At 69.2% G+C, this 14,360-nt stretch carries 15 protein-coding genes; 11 read left to right on the forward strand and 4 right to left on the reverse strand.

Going from position 1 to position 14,360, the window contains the following annotated elements; genetic code table 11:
* Nucleotides 1-162 precede the first annotated feature (162 nt).
* From msrA to A5780_RS31885, 9 genes are all read left to right on the forward strand, one after another.
* A complete protein-coding gene (gene msrA, locus A5780_RS31845) occupies nucleotides 163-630 on the forward strand; it encodes a peptide-methionine (S)-S-oxide reductase MsrA (protein ID WP_228794851.1) in 468 nt (155 codons plus the stop codon).
* Nucleotides 631-636: 6 nt separating this feature from the next.
* Nucleotides 637-1,140: a nitroreductase family deazaflavin-dependent oxidoreductase gene (locus tag A5780_RS31850; protein WP_064910838.1), complete on the forward strand. Its 504-nt coding sequence runs from the start codon at nucleotides 637-639 to the stop codon at nucleotides 1,138-1,140.
* A gap of 147 nt (nucleotides 1,141-1,287) precedes the next feature.
* Complete coding sequence (locus A5780_RS31855) at nucleotides 1,288-2,580, forward strand: transcriptional regulator (RefSeq protein WP_082976843.1); 1,293 nt, start codon at nucleotides 1,288-1,290, stop codon at nucleotides 2,578-2,580.
* Nucleotides 2,581-2,697: 117 nt separating this feature from the next.
* A complete protein-coding gene (gene adh, locus A5780_RS31860; protein ID WP_064903770.1) occupies nucleotides 2,698-4,215 on the forward strand; it encodes an aldehyde dehydrogenase in 1,518 nt (505 codons plus the stop codon).
* Nucleotides 4,215-4,610, forward strand: a complete 396-nt coding sequence (locus A5780_RS31865) for a DUF779 domain-containing protein (protein ID WP_063014446.1) — start codon at nucleotides 4,215-4,217, stop codon at nucleotides 4,608-4,610. Before adh ends, A5780_RS31865 begins: the two co-directional genes overlap by 1 nt.
* Before the next feature lie 165 nt (nucleotides 4,611-4,775).
* Nucleotides 4,776-5,558: a (Fe-S)-binding protein gene (locus A5780_RS31870; RefSeq protein WP_063014448.1), complete on the forward strand. Its 783-nt coding sequence runs from the start codon at nucleotides 4,776-4,778 to the stop codon at nucleotides 5,556-5,558.
* Nucleotides 5,555-7,042 (forward strand): lactate utilization protein B, encoded by a 1,488-nt coding sequence (locus A5780_RS31875; protein WP_064910840.1) that lies wholly within the window; start codon nucleotides 5,555-5,557, stop codon nucleotides 7,040-7,042. The genes A5780_RS31870 and A5780_RS31875 overlap by 4 nt, the downstream gene beginning before the upstream one ends.
* Complete coding sequence (locus A5780_RS31880; RefSeq protein ID WP_064910842.1) at nucleotides 7,039-7,683, forward strand: LUD domain-containing protein; 645 nt, start codon at nucleotides 7,039-7,041, stop codon at nucleotides 7,681-7,683. The genes A5780_RS31875 and A5780_RS31880 overlap by 4 nt, the downstream gene beginning before the upstream one ends.
* Nucleotides 7,680-8,366, forward strand: coding sequence for a nucleoside/nucleotide kinase family protein (locus tag A5780_RS31885; RefSeq protein WP_064910844.1), 687 nt, complete (start codon nucleotides 7,680-7,682; stop codon nucleotides 8,364-8,366). Before A5780_RS31880 ends, A5780_RS31885 begins: the two co-directional genes overlap by 4 nt.
* Here the strand turns inward: A5780_RS31885 and A5780_RS31890 are convergent.
* Nucleotides 8,342-9,241 carry a PfkB family carbohydrate kinase gene (locus A5780_RS31890; protein ID WP_064910845.1) on the reverse strand — a complete coding sequence of 300 codons (900 nt, stop codon included), beginning with the start codon at nucleotides 9,239-9,241 and terminating at the stop codon, nucleotides 8,342-8,344. The genes A5780_RS31885 and A5780_RS31890 overlap by 25 nt on opposite strands.
* Before the next feature lies 1 nt (nucleotide 9,242).
* Complete coding sequence (locus A5780_RS31895; protein WP_064910908.1) at nucleotides 9,243-9,815, reverse strand: TetR/AcrR family transcriptional regulator; 573 nt, start codon at nucleotides 9,813-9,815, stop codon at nucleotides 9,243-9,245.
* Between the two features lie 240 nt (nucleotides 9,816-10,055).
* Here A5780_RS31895 and A5780_RS31900 point away from each other — a divergent pair, with 240 nt between their 5' ends.
* Nucleotides 10,056-11,294: a cytochrome P450 gene (locus A5780_RS31900; RefSeq protein ID WP_064910848.1), complete on the forward strand. Its 1,239-nt coding sequence runs from the start codon at nucleotides 10,056-10,058 to the stop codon at nucleotides 11,292-11,294.
* Between the two features lie 57 nt (nucleotides 11,295-11,351).
* Nucleotides 11,352-11,771 (forward strand): pyridoxamine 5'-phosphate oxidase family protein, encoded by a 420-nt coding sequence (locus tag A5780_RS31905; RefSeq protein ID WP_174554977.1) that lies wholly within the window; start codon nucleotides 11,352-11,354, stop codon nucleotides 11,769-11,771.
* A gap of 54 nt (nucleotides 11,772-11,825) precedes the next feature.
* Here the strand turns inward: A5780_RS31905 and A5780_RS31910 are convergent, their stop codons facing one another.
* Nucleotides 11,826-12,965: a phage tail tip lysozyme gene (locus tag A5780_RS31910; RefSeq protein WP_063014461.1), complete on the reverse strand. Its 1,140-nt coding sequence runs from the start codon at nucleotides 12,963-12,965 to the stop codon at nucleotides 11,826-11,828.
* Nucleotides 12,966-13,174: 209 nt separating this feature from the next.
* Nucleotides 13,175-14,182: a DUF4189 domain-containing protein gene (locus A5780_RS31915; RefSeq protein ID WP_064910852.1), complete on the reverse strand. Its 1,008-nt coding sequence runs from the start codon at nucleotides 14,180-14,182 to the stop codon at nucleotides 13,175-13,177.
* Nucleotides 14,183-14,360: the final 178 nt, after the last annotated feature.

Raw genomic sequence — 14,360 nt, forward strand, 5'->3', positions numbered from 1 at the left:
TATGCGGAATACGGAAGGCGGCCGAGGCGAGCGCCGCGGCGGGACTTTTCGGGCCCGCACCCGGGTTGTACCGGTGCGAGACTGGGGGCGGGGACCCGATCCGAAGGAGGAAGCGTGACCGACACGCGCAAGGCGATTCTGGCAGGCGGATGCTTCTGGGGTATGCAGGAGCTGATCCGCAAGCAGCCGGGTGTGATTTCCACGCGCGTCGGATACACCGGCGGGCGCAACGATCACCCCACCTACCGCAACCATCCGGGCCACGCCGAGGCCGTGGAGATCGTCTACGACCCCGCGCGCACCGACTACCGGGCGCTGCTCGAGTTCTTCTTCCAGATCCACGATCCGTCGACGAAGGACCGCCAGGGCAACGACATCGGCAGCAGCTATCGGTCCGCGATCTTCTATCTCGACGACGAGCAGAAGGCGATCGCGCTCGACACCATCGCCGATGTGGATGCCTCCGGTCTGTGGCCGGGCAAGGTGGTCACCGAGGTGACCCCGGCGTCCGATTTCTGGGAGGCCGAACCCGAGCATCAGGATTACCTGCAGCGCTATCCGGAGGGCTACACCTGCCACTTCCCACGGCCGGGCTGGAAGCTGCCCAAGCGCGCCGCGACCTCGCAGTAGGCCGTCATGTCGGATCGCACCCGTCACTCACGTATCGGCAACCCGCTGTCCGCTCTCGGACGGGCGATCGCGCGGATCCCGTGGGTGATGCGCACCGGTCCGGTCGTCGTCGTCCTGGAACGCATCATCCGCCGGCTCACCGGCGGCCGGCACGGAGTGCTCGATCTGGCGGGTCTGCCGTCGATGGAGTTGACGGTGCGCGGACGTAAATCCGGGTTGCCGCGGACGGTGTCGCTGCTGTACGTCCCGGATGGGCCCGAGCGGTATCTGCTGATCGGGTCCAACTGGGGGCGGCCGGAGCATCCGTCCTGGTCGGCGAATCTCGCCGCGGCCTCCGATGCCGAAATCCACAGCGGCGGTAAGCGAATCAAGGTGCGGGTCCGGCAGCTGAGCGGCGCCGAACGCGAGGAGGCGTGGGCCCGCGCGGTGGCCTATTGGCCCGGATACACCATGGAGCAGCGGCTGGCGGGCGCGCGCCGGTTCCGGCTGTTCGAACTGACGCCCATCTGAGCCGGGTTCGATCGTCCGCACCGGCCGGTTTCGCTCCCGCGACGAGCCGACCTGCTGGACAATGGGGCCGAGCCGACGATGTGCGGCCCGGCCCCAGGCGCCGCCGGAACGCACGGTGCGGACCGAGCGGCGACGGGTGAGATGCGGATGCGATCAGGACACGACAGTGCTCTGCTGCGGCGACGCGCGGCACTGGAACGGCAGTGGGCGCGTTGGGTTCCGAGCCCGCGCGATCTCCCGGCGAGCCCGGCCGTCTGTCCTCTCGAATCCGGCCCCGCCGCCTCCGACGCACCGGATGCCGACGCCCCCGATGCCGAGGCGGCGCAGCCCCGGGCCGATGTGGCGCAGTCCTGGGTGCGCTCGCGCGCGTTCGTCGATCCGGCCACCGACTGCGCGCCCGCCGTGGCCGGCGATGTCGCGTCGAAATGGGCCGATTCGCCGCTGCGCGGCCCCATCGCCGAACTCTCCGATCAGCTGCACAGCATCACCCACGACGCCGGATTCGTCGCCGCCGTCACCGACGAAGCGGGAACCATCCTGTGGTCCGACGGCGGCCAGGTGATGCGCCGCCGCGCCGAGCGGGTCGGTTTCACGCCCGGCGGTCGCTGGGACGAGAACCACATGGGCACCAACGCGCTGTCCCTGGCGTTGCACACCGGCCGCCCGAGCAGCGTGTTCTCCGCCGAACATCTGGTCGAGGCACTGCACGGCTGGGTCTGCTACTGCGCGCCGATCCGCGCTGCCGACGGCCGCCAGCTCGGTGTGCTGGATCTGTCCACCACCTGGGATCGCTCGCACCCGCTGGCCATGTCCACGGTGCTGTCGCTCACCGCGGCGGTGGAGGCGAAACTGCAAGGCGGCGTGGCGAATACGGCACCCGGGGTGCGACTGGAATGTCTCGGCGGCGCCGCGCTGACCCGGGGCGGGCGGCCGCTGCGCCTGCGCCGCCGGTTGCTCGAGATCCTCACCCTGCTCGCCCTCGAGCCCGACGGCTACACACCGGAACGGTTGCAGCTGGCCGTCTACGGCGACCGGCCCACCGGTTCCAGCACACTCAAGGCCGACGTCTCGCATCTGCGCCGCGCCACCGGCGGCGATATCAGCAATCGGGTCTATCGGCTGACCACACCGGTGTCCTGCGATGCGACCGATATGCTCGCCGCCCTGGCCGCCGGGGATACCGCCACCGCCGTGCGGCTGTATCGCGGCCCGCTGCTGCCGGGCTCGCAGACCCCGGGCGTCGTCGAATGGCGCGAATATCTGGAGGTCGGTATCCGCACCGCGGTGCTCTCGGCCGGCGAGGCCGAATACGCGCTGGACTACGGCGCCAAAGCGCCCGGTGACATCGAGATCCACGAACACGCGCTGCGGCTGCTGCCCGCTCGCGACGCGCGCCGCGCGGTTGCCGTCGCGCGCTTGCACAGCGCACTGCGAAGCTGATGGCGACGCGCCCCGCGGCATTCAACCTTGTGCCAACCCTCGGGGCTCATAGTGGTCCACATCACGACGTCCCCTGTCGTGATGCGACCCTTCGTGACTCATCGAGGAGCACCCGTCATGATCTACGCCAAGCCCGGCGCCGAAGGCAGCATCGTCTCCTACGCCGACCGCTACGACAATTTCATCGGTGGCGAATGGACGGCACCGGTCGAGGGCAGATACTTCGAGAATCCGTCGCCGGTCGACGGGGAGACCTTCTGTGAGGTGGCCCGGTCGTCGGCTGCCGATGTGGAGTTGGCGTTGGATGCCGCGCACGGCGCCGCCGACGCGTGGGGTGCGACCTCGGCCGCCGATCGCGCCAACATCTTGAACAAGATCGCCGATCGGATCGAGGCGAATCTCGACCGGCTCGCCGTCGCCGAAACCTGGGACAACGGCAAACCGGTCCGCGAAACCCTGGCCGCGGACCTGCCTTTGGCGGTCGATCACTTCCGCTACTTCGCCGGCGCCATCCGCGCCCAGGAAGGCGGTGTCAGCGAAATCGACGCCGACACCATCGCCTACCACTTCCACGAACCCCTCGGCGTGGTCGGCCAGATCATCCCGTGGAACTTCCCGATCCTGATGGCGACCTGGAAGCTGGCCCCGGCACTGGCCGCCGGCAACGCGGTCGTGCTCAAGCCCGCCGAGCAGACCCCGGCCTCGATCATGAAGGTGGTCGAGCTGATCGCCGATCTGCTCCCGCCGGGAGTTCTCAACGTGGTCAACGGTTTCGGCGTCGAAACCGGCAAGCCGCTGGCATCCAGCCCCCGCGTGGCCAAGGTCGCGTTCACCGGTGAAACCACCACCGGCCGGCTGATCATGCAGTACGCCAGCGAGAACATCATCCCCGTCACCCTCGAACTGGGCGGCAAGAGCCCCAACATCTTCCTGCCCGACGTGATGGCCGCCGACGACGCGTTCCTCGACAAAGCGGTCGAGGGCTTCGTGATGTTCGCGCTCAACCAGGGCGAGGTGTGCACCTGCCCCTCGCGCGCGCTGATCCACTCCTCGATCTACGACGAGTTCATGGCACGCTGCCTGGAACGGACCAAGGCCATCGTCAGCGGCAGCCCGCTCGACAGCGACACCATGATCGGCGCCCAGGCCAGCAACGACCAGTACGAAAAGATCCTGTCCTACATCGACATCGGCCGCAAAGAGGGCGCCGAGGTCCTCACCGGCGGCAGCCAGCGCAAGGTCGACGGCCTGCCGGGCGGGTTCTACGTCGAGCCGACCATCTTGAAGGGCACCAACGACATGCGGGTCTTCCAGGAGGAGATCTTCGGCCCCGTCGTCGCGGTCACCACCTTCGACTCGACCGAGGAAGCCCTCGCGATCGCCAACGACACCCTCTACGGCCTCGGCGCCGGAGTATGGAGCCGCGACGGCAACACCGCCTACCGGCTCGGCCGCGGCATCAAAGCCGGCCGGGTATGGACCAACTGCTACCACGCCTACCCCGCACACGCCGCCTTCGGCGGCTACAAGAAGTCCGGCATCGGCCGCGAGAACCACCGCATGATGCTCGACCACTACCAGCAGACCAAGAACCTGCTGGTCAGCTACTCACCGAACAAACTCGGCTTCTTCTGATGGGTACCCGCGTCGACCTGACCGAGGCCGCGGAGTCGTTGCTGGACAACCTGATTCGACAGCACGGCCCGGTCATGTTCCATCAGTCGGGTGGCTGTTGCGACGGTAGCGCGCCGATGTGCTTCCCGCGCGGGGAATTCCGCGTGGGCGCCTCGGATGTGCTGCTCGGCCGGGTCGGCGCCGATACTCCGTTCTGGATGAGCGCCGATCAGTACGAGTACTGGAAGCACACGTTTCTCACCGTCGATGTGGTGTCCGGGCGGGGGAGCGGATTCTCGCTCGAAGCTCCCGAGGGGGTGCGGTTCCTGATCCGGTCCCGGCTGCTCACCGATGACGAAGTGGCCGAACTCGATTCCGAGCCGCCGCCGCTCACCGGGGCGGAGGCGATGAGCTGACCGACGCCGCCGGCGAGGCGGATCCGCGGGTGCACACGGCCCGCAGATCCGTCTCGCCGCGGTGCGTGCGGCGTATTCTGGCCGGGATCGTTCGCGAGTATCCGTATCGAGGTGCCGCTCCAGAAACAGTGCCCGGCCCGCGGCATCGGTGACGAGAGGGGCCGCATGTCGGCGCGTACGGCATTGTTCATCACCTGCGTCAACGACGTCATGTATCCGGGAACCGGCCGGGCGGCGGTGGCCTTGCTGCGCCGGCTCGGCGTCGAGGTCGAATTCCCGATGGCCCAGAGTTGTTGCGGCCAGATGCATGCCAACACCGGGTATCGGGCCGACACCGCGAAAATGGCCCGGCATTTCGTCTCGGTGTTCGGTGACTACGACCGGATCGTCGTGCCGTCCGCCTCGTGCGGCGCCGCGCCGCGCGAGTTCTACCGGGTGGTGGCCGAGCAGGTCGGTGACTCCGGGCTGGCTCGCGATGCCGAGGCGCTGCTCCCCAGAATCCGGGAGCTGACCGAATTCCTCACCGACGACCTGGATGTCGTCGACGTGGGCGCCTATTTCCCGCATCGGGTGACCTACCATCCGACCTGCCATTCGCTGCGCGTGCAGCGCATCGGCGACCGGCCGTACCGATTGTTGCGGGCGGTGGCCGGATTGGAGCTGATCGAATTGCCCGCGGCCGACGAATGCTGCGGATTCGGTGGCACGTTTTCGGTGAAGAACGCCGCCGCCTCCGGCGCGATGAACGCCGACAAGGCCGCCCACGTGCGCGAGACGGGCGCGAGTGTGGTTACGGCCGTGGACAATTCGTGCCTGATGAATATCGGCGGGCGCCTGGCCGCCGACGCGACGCCGGTGCGCGATCTGCATCTGGTGGAAATCCTGGCGCGCACGAAGGCCGACGGGCCGATGCCCGGGCTGCCGGTGGCCGCGGGAGCCCGCTCGTGAGTAAGAATTTCGTGGGCTGGCCCCCGTTCCCGCAGGCCGCGCGCACCGCGACCGCGGACGAACAGCTACGTGCCACTGTGCACCGTGCCACCCACACCATCCGCGCCAAGCGCGACGCCCTGGTGGCCGAACGCCCGGACTGGGAGGAACTGCGCACTGCCGCCGCCGCGGTCAAGGACGATGTGCTGCGCCGTCTCGACACCTATCTGGAGCGATTGGCGGCTGCGGTGGAAGGCGCTGGGGGAGTGGTGCATTGGGCGACGGATGCGGCCGAGGCCAATGCCGTCGTCACCGAATTGGTCCTGGCCACCGGTGAAACCGAGATCGTCAAGGCCAAATCCATGCTGTCGGAGGAGATCGGGCTGGACGAGGCGCTTGCCGCGGCCGGAATCGACACCCGCGAAACCGATCTCGCCGAGATCATCCTGCAACTGGGCGACGATCTGCCCTCCCATATCGTGGTGCCGTCGATGCACCTGAACCGCAGCCGGATTCGCGACATCTTCCGCCGCGAGATGGGCAAGCACGGCCGCCCCGCGCCGGACGATCTGACGGACGATCCGCAGGCGCTCGCCGATGCGTCGCGGCTGCACCTGCGGGAGAAGTTCCTGCGCGCGAAGGTCGGCATCACCGGCGCGAATTTCCTTGTCGCCGATACCGGAACGGTGGTGATGGTGGAGTCGGAGGGCAACGGGCGGATGTGCCTGACCCTGCCGGAGACGCTGATCACGGTGGCCGGCATCGAGAAGGTGATTCCGAGCTGGCGCGACCTGGAGATCTATCTGGAGTTGCTGGCCCGCAGCGCGACCGGGGAGCGGATGTCGCCGTATGTGTCGACCTGGACCGGCGTCACCGCGCAGGACGGTCCCTCGGCCTTCCACCTGGTCCTGGTCGACAACGGGCGCACCCGCGCCCTGCGCGACGAACTCGGGCGGGAAGCGTTGCGCTGCATCCGGTGTGGCGCCTGCATGAATATCTGCCCGGTCTACGAACGCACCGGCGGACAGGCCTACGGGTCGGTTTATCCGGGGCCGATCGGCGCCATCCTCAACCCGTTGCTGAAGGGTGCCGACGATCCGCAGACCGCCGCGCTGCCGTATGCCTCCGCGCTGTGCGGGGCCTGCGACGACGTCTGCCCGGTCGGCATCGATATCACCGGGAATCTGCTGGCCCTGCGCCACCGGGTGGCCGAGGGTGAGGCGGCGGTGAAACATCGCGTCGAACGGGTGGCCTTCGCCGCGATGGCGGGAGTCATGAGCCATCCGGCGCTGTGGGGCGCGGCCGTGCGGTCGGCGGCGCGCATCGGCGTCGCGGTCCCGAAGCGGCATCTGCCCGGTCCGCTGAGCGGGTGGACCGACAGCCGGCGGATACCCGATATTCCGGCCGAATCGTTCCGCCGCTGGTGGGCGCGCACCGAGGGCGGCCGCCACGGCGACGGACCCGGGCCGCGCGACACCGCGAACGAGGACGGGGGCCGGTCGTGAATGCGCGCGAGACGATTCTGCGGCGCATCCGCGAGGCCATCGGCGAACCGGCGGACGCGGTCACCGTGCCGCGTGACTACCTGCGGACCGCGCCGGGCGTCGACCCCGACGATCGCGCCGCGATCCTGGACCTGTTCGAACAGCGACTGCAACGGTATGGGGCGCAGGTTCATCGGACCACGCCGGCAGGGATCGCGACGGCCGTGGATCGGGAACTGCGGCGTGCGTCGGCCCATGTGGTGCTGACGCCACCCGGACTGCCGGACATGTGGACGGCACTGTGGGCGGACCGCTCCGAGCACCGGGTCGTGATCGACGACCCGCCCTTGACCACGCCCGAGCTGGGCGAGATCGACGCGGTCGTGACCACCTGCGCCGCGGCGATCGCGCAATCGGGCACGATCGTGCTCGACGGCGACGCCGGCCAGGGCCGCCGCGCGCCCACGCTCGTGCCCGACTGTCACATGTGCGTGGTTCACGCGGAGCAGGTGAAATCCGCGCTGCCGGAGGTTGTTCCGCGTCTCGACCCGCGCCGCCCGACCACCTGGATCAGCGGTCCGTCGGCGACCGTGGATATCGAGATGACCCGCGTGCAGGGCGTGCACGGGCCCCGGCGGTTGATCGTCGTCCTGGTCGAATGAGGGGCGGGAACATCGTGAAGGTGACGGGGCCGGGTGAGCTGGCGGCGCGGATCGTGCGCGCGGCGGATGATGCGGGCGGACGCCGGTACCTGGTCGGTGTCGCCGGACCGCCGGGAGCGGGAAAGTCCACGCTGGCACAGGCTTTGGTGGATGCGGTGCGGAGGTCGGGAGTGTCCGCAGAGGTGGCGGGGATGGACGGATTCCATCTGAGCTCGGCACTGCTGCGAGATGCCGGCGCGCTCGCCCGCAAAGGGCAGCCCGATACCTTCGATGTGGCGTCGTTCGTCGCCCGGCTGCGGCGGTTGCGCGACAGTGCGATCGGCGTGCCGGTGCCGTGGCCGGTCTACGATCGGGCCCGCCACGACCCGGTCGCGGATGCGGTGGTCTTCACCGGCGAACGGGTCGCGATCGTGGAAGGGAACTACCTTCTGCTGGATCGGCCGGGATGGCGGGAGGTGCGGGAATATCTCGACGAGGTCTGGTACCTCGATGCCGAGGAAGCGGTCATCGAACAGCGCCTGCTGCGCCGGCATCTGCGCGGCGGTAAATCGCCGGATCGGGCAGAAGCCATGGTGGCCGGCAGCGATCTGCCGAATGCCCGTCTCATCGCGCGGACCGCGGACCGAGCCGACCTCGTGCTGCGCGCGGTCTCGGGCGGCTACCTCATTCGCCCGGGTCGGTGAGCCTGTCCCGGGGTGCGCGGCTCACCGAGCCGGTCTCCCCATGCGCGGGTGCCGAAGAACCGGCACGACAGGGTGGCGACCGCGGCGGCGCGGGTGAGCGCGTCGGCGAAGTCGTGGCCGCGCGAGTGGTAGGCGCAGAACGCGCCGTGCAGAATGTCCCCGGCGCCGAGCGTATCCGCGCCGTCCACCTCGCCCACCGCGATCTCGCCCCGAATCCCATTGGCGGAGTGTAGGATCGGTTGCTGTCCGCGAGTGACGGCCACCGCCCGGACCCCGATCCGGTGCAGGTGGTCGAAGACGTCCTCGGCGCCCGGCGGCGCGAACGAGGCCGAGCAGATCGCGATGTCGACCAGCGGCAGCAGTTGCGCGTGTTCGGGCTTCCAGCGTCCCCCGTCGAGCACCACCGGAACTCCCGCGTCGCGCGCCACCCGTGCGATGCCGAGGGCCAGTTCGATGTGATGCCCGTCGACGAGCACCACCGGCGCCTCCCGGACGAGATCGGCGAATGCGTGGTCGAACGGCGCCTCGATCCCCGAACCGTCCAGCGAGACAATGGTTCTCGTCCCGGCACCGGCCGCGACCACGATGGACGAGATCGGCGGCGGATCGGTGCGCCGCGCCGTGGTGTCGACGAGGTCCACGCCGTGGGACCGCAGATCGTCGCGGATCAGCGCGGTGAGCGGATGCCGGCCGACGGCGGTGAGCAGCCGGGCCCCGCCGGTCAGTATCGCGCACGCCACCGCGGCATTGGCGGCCGGTCCGCCGGCGCCCAGAAATTGGTCGCGCGCACGGGTTTTGGTGTCCTCGGCCGGATAGGCGTCGACGGCGTAGGCGAGGTCGACGGTGGTGAGACCGACGAAGAGGGGGACGTTCATCTCATCCCTTCCGCGCCAGTGCGGCCGGACGCATCATGAGCGGGCCGACGAACCGCTCCACCGTCCGGCGTTCCGCGGCGGCGTCGGGCAGCGGCCAGGTGAGCAGCGACAACACCACCCTTACGATCCACTGTGCGGCATCGTCGTCCGCGGCGATTCCGGTGAGCGCGGTGGCGATGCCGCGCAGTTCGGGCGTGGCCACCACCTGGTCGCCGGTGGCGCCCGCACCGGCCAGGAACGCCGACAGGGTGGGTTCGGCGCGGATCGCCGCGAGGGAGGCGAGGACGGCCTCCACCACGCGCCGCGGGCCGCGCAGCGGTGCCACGGTCGCCGCCACGCGTTCGGCGATATCCCGCGCCGCCGAGGCCGTCACGATCCGGACCAGTTCCGGCTTACCGCCGACGTGCCGGTACACGGTGGCCCGGGAGCAGCCCACGCGTTCGGCCACGTCGTCGATGCTCACTCGCTCTATTCCGCGTTCCAGGAAGAGGTCGGCGGCCGCCGCCTCGATGCGCGAGCGGGCGACGGTGCGCCGGACCCCGCCCGCAAGCCAGTCCACCTCGGTGGTTCGCATCGCCGGATACGATCCCTTCACTCTGCGGCGTCTCGAGACGAGACGATATAGCGCTATTGTCTCACGTTTGCCTTCTCTCGGTATATGCCTGTGAAGTGCGTAGACAACGGCGGTCCACGTGTTCGGGCTTGTCGGCGAACGCGCGGAGGCGGCCTTCCGCGTCTCACTGTGCGACACCGATTGACACTCGTCTCCACCGCGCGCACGGTGAGCGCACCCGTTCCCGGAGGGAGTTCACCGATGACCATCACAGTGCCGGACGGATCCGAACTGTTCCTGTCCGCCCGTCTCGACGATCCGTACCCGCTCTACGACCGCCTGCGCGACGAGGCGCCGGTCTACCGGGTGCCCGGCACCGGCTTTCACCTGGTGTCGTCGTGGGATCTCGTGACCGAAGCGGCCGCCCGCACCACCGAGTTCTCCTCCCACCTCACCGCGGTACTGCTGCGTCATCCGGGAGCCGCCGCCACCGCCTTCGATCTCGACGGCGGCGGTCGCGCGGTGCATGTTCTCGCCACGGCCGACGATCCGTCCCACGCCGTTCACCGCAAACTCGTCTCGAGTGTGCTGGCCGGACGCATCCGGGAACTCGCGCCGATGGCCGACGATCTGGTCGACCGGCTCTGGTCGGAACACGTGCGCGACGGCCGCATCGATTGGGCCGCCGAGATGGCCGACCGCCTGCCGCTCGCCCTCGTCGCGGCAGTGATCGGGCTGCCCGGCGACGATGTGCCACAACTGCTCGAATGGGCCTACGACAGCACCGAAATGCTCGGTGCCGTGGTGGACGCGCACCGTCTCCCGCGACTGGTGCAGTCGGCGGCACTGCTCGCCGGCTACCTCGCCGAACAGCTGCGGCGGACGCGGGGCGCGGCGGAACCCGACGGTCCGCCACGCACCGTGCTCGACGCGCTGGCCCGCGCGTGCCGCGCCGGCACGCTCACCGAGGAGGTCGCGGTGCTGATTCTCGTTCAACTGGTCGGCGCCGGCGGCGAATCCACCGCCGGCCTGATCGCCTCCGCGGCCCGAATTCTGGCCACCCGCAGCGATATTCAGCACCGGCTGCGCGCCGAACCGCACCTGATTCCCGCCTTCCTGGACGAGGTGCTGCGCCTCGAATCCCCGTTTCGCGGCCACTACCGCCACGTCACCATCGATACCCGTCTCGGGGAGGTGTCCCTGCCCGCCGGAAGCCATCTCCTGCTGTTGTGGGGCGCGGCCAATCGCGATCCGGCGATCTTCCCGGAACCGGCCGCTGTCGAGCTGCACCGTCCGAATATCAAGTCGCACACCGCCTTCGGCCGCGGGCTCCACTTCTGCGTCGGCTCGGCCCTGGCGAAACTGGAAGCCCGCACCGCGATCACGACCCTCCTCGACCGCAGCACCGACATCCGCCTCGCCGCACCGCCGCAGTGGACCCCGAGCATCCTCGTGCGCCGCCACACCACCCTGCCGCTGCTCATTCGCGGTGCGGAATAGGACACCCGTCGCCACGGGTTGTCGCGAACACAGACCCGACTCGCGAAAGGACCGTCGATGCCGACCATGACCCGTACCGAGCGTGAGAAGTTCCTCGCCGAATTGCACGTGGGGGTGATCGCCGTCGAGCGGCCCGATCGGGCGCCGCTGGCGGTGCCGATCTGGTACGGGTACGAGCCCGGCGGGGAGGTCGTGCTGTGGACCGACGCCGGGACGCTGAAGGAGCGGCTCATCCGGGCCGCCGGGCGGTTCTCGATCACCGCGCAGGTGGAACAGCCGCCGTACCGGTATGTCACCGCCGAGGGCTCGGTCACCGCGATCGACGCGGCGTCGCCCGAGGTGGTCCGCGCGATCGCGGTGCGCTATCTGGGACCCGAGGAGGGGGCCGCATTCGCCGAGCAGAACCTCGGCCCGGACTCGGTGGTGATCCGGATGCGGCCCGAACGGTGGCTGAGCACCGACTACTCGAAGCAGTAGCGCGCCGAACGCCGGGAGCAGTGATGTCGCCTCGGCCGCCCCCCGCCGCCGCACTCACACGGCGAGCGCCGACTTGTTGTACTCCTCGAGCAGCCCTGCCGCGTAATTGCGCCGGTCGTTGGTCGAAAGGCCCGCGCTCTTCTCGTAGTACCTGTCGAAGGCCTCGGCCACGGTCCGGGCGTCGTTGGGGTTCGCGGTGACGGCATTGTTCGCCTGCTGATAGTCGCCACCGCGCAGTTCCTGAACCATGTAATCCAGATGGGTATGCCAGTCGCCGATATTCTCACCGGGCCTCTGCGCGAAGGCCTGGAGGCCGGAAAGCCGGTTGAAACGCCACTGGAACAGGCCCTTTGCCGATCCGTTGTCGCCGGTGGCGGAAACGTCGAATCCCGACTCGAATTTCGCGTTGGCGACGATGCCGGCGGCCTGCGCCGGTGTGAAGTGGTAGGTATCGATGAGGTACTTCATCATCGCCATCGCGGTGGGCTTTTCCGTGGTCGGAATGATCGCGGTACCCATGGATCCGGACTGGCCGCTCCACGGAGTGCTTCCGTTGTATCCCGCCGGAGTGGCTCCCGCGGAGGGACTCGAACCGGGCGACACAGCCGGTATCGGATTGCCGGTGGAGGACGGCGGGGCGTCGCTCTTGATCTTCAGCGCCGCGGCCGCGGCCTGGTCGGAGACACCGTGGACTTTGTCGTATGTCGTGCCGACGGTCTCCCACACGCCCTTGAACAGGCCGTCGATGATGTCCCTGGGCAATTCCTTGTGGGAGGTGCCGTCCTTGTCCTTCACCGTCCGCACGGATTTGAAGGAGGCGTCGATCTTCGTGTTGAGTTCTCCCACCGCGGTATCGACGGCCCCGTAAGCCTCGGTCACGGCATCGCCGATGCCCGCGGTTCGCACCACGATGCCCGCGTCCTTGCGCTGGATGCCGGACGTCGCCGTGTGCATCTGGCTCTTGTGATCGCTGTACTTGTCGATCATCGCCGACTCGTCCTCGGGATTGGCGATTCCCTGGCCGCGCAACATTCCGCGCAGGTCGGGCGCCTTCGACGGCGTGCCCGAACCGAGCAGCCGAACCTGTTCCTGGATAACCCCTTCCGCGGCGCTGAAAAGCGCTTTCAAGCCCGCCGGCGCACAGTCCGGGAGCTCGTGCAGATCGCCCAGTCGGCTGGTGCCATCGGAGCTCATCGGGGCCTCGCTCTCAACCAGGCAGAGTCGACACGCGTCGGTGACCGGACTTCCCGGAACGGGAGGGAGGTCGTCGACCTTCGGCGACACGGTATTTCGTGTGCGCCGCCGGCGCCGACCCGGTGGTGCCCACCGACATCACTGCCGGAAGCATAAGGGTGGCGTCGGGAGGCTTTACTCCCGTTGCTGGGAAGAGATCCGTGCCGTTCCTACTCCGTCGCGCATTTGGACCATTTGTTGAACGGTCCCGACACCCCGTAGTTGTCCTGTGCGCTGCTGATGGCCTTGGATTCGGCCTCTTCGGCGGTGGTGCCCCAGGTGGAGGCCCAGCCGTTGTTCTGGCCGACCACCACCGCCACGCAGGCGTTGCGCGCCCACGCGGCCGGCTGTGCGCAACCGGGGCAACGGGTTTGGACCTGGTTGGTGGCGTCGTCGGAGCTGACCGTGCTGCGCGCCCAGGTCACCTTGCCGGTATCGACGTCGTAGCCCGCGGCGATCCAGACGTCGGCCGGGGTCGGCGGAGGCGGCGGGGGAGCGTTGCGGGTGGTCTCGCGGGTCGTGGGCGCGGTCGAGGTCGAATACGTCGGCGAGGGGCCGGCGCTCGTGGACCGGTCGGCGGCCGCATCGGTATCGTTGTTCTTGTTGTGGTTGTGCACCACGATCACCGCGACGACCGCGCCCAGGACCAGGACCGCCACGACCACTGCCGCGACGATTGCCAGCACCTTGCCGCCACCCGAATTCGGTTGCGGCGCACCCGGATAGGGGTAGGGCTGCGCGCCGCCGTACTGCGGGTCGGGATACGGCTGCGGATACGGTTGCGCGCCCGGATATCCGCCTTCGGGGTAGCCGCCCGGCGGATATGCCTGTCCGTACATCGGGGGCTGATTCGGGTCCCCGGGATACGGCACGCCGGCGGGATATCCCTGTCCCGCATGCACGGTGGGATCCTGGGAACCGGGCGGCGGCCCCGGTTGCCCGCCGGGATAGGCCTGGGTCGGCGGCGCCGGCTGCCCGGGGTAGGCCTGGGTCGGCGGGGCGGGCTGTCCCGGGTAGGCCTGGGTCGGCGGAGCCGGTTGCTGCTGGCCGGGCCCGCCGGGCTGTGCGCCCGGATCCGGCACGCCGCCGGGGTAGGCCCGGGTCGGCGGCGCCGGGGGTGGGCCCGGCTCGCCGGACGGCGGCTGCTGCGGGGAATCCGAACGATCGTCGGTGGCCATCGCCTACCGCGCCCGGCTCGTCGAAATGCGCTGTGTCGTGGTCGGTGTCGACATCGACCGTGCCCCCGTCCGTGCTGTGAATCGTATCGGCGAGCCACTGTAGCGCATACCTACGACGTCGATATTGCCTGAAATAGCATTCTCAAATTTGGAGAGCAATATTGCCGTTCGCCGTATT

Origin of the sequence: Nocardia sp. 852002-20019_SCH5090214, assembly GCF_001665865.1 — a bacterium.
Taxonomy (GTDB): domain Bacteria; phylum Actinomycetota; class Actinomycetes; order Mycobacteriales; family Mycobacteriaceae; genus Nocardia; species Nocardia nova.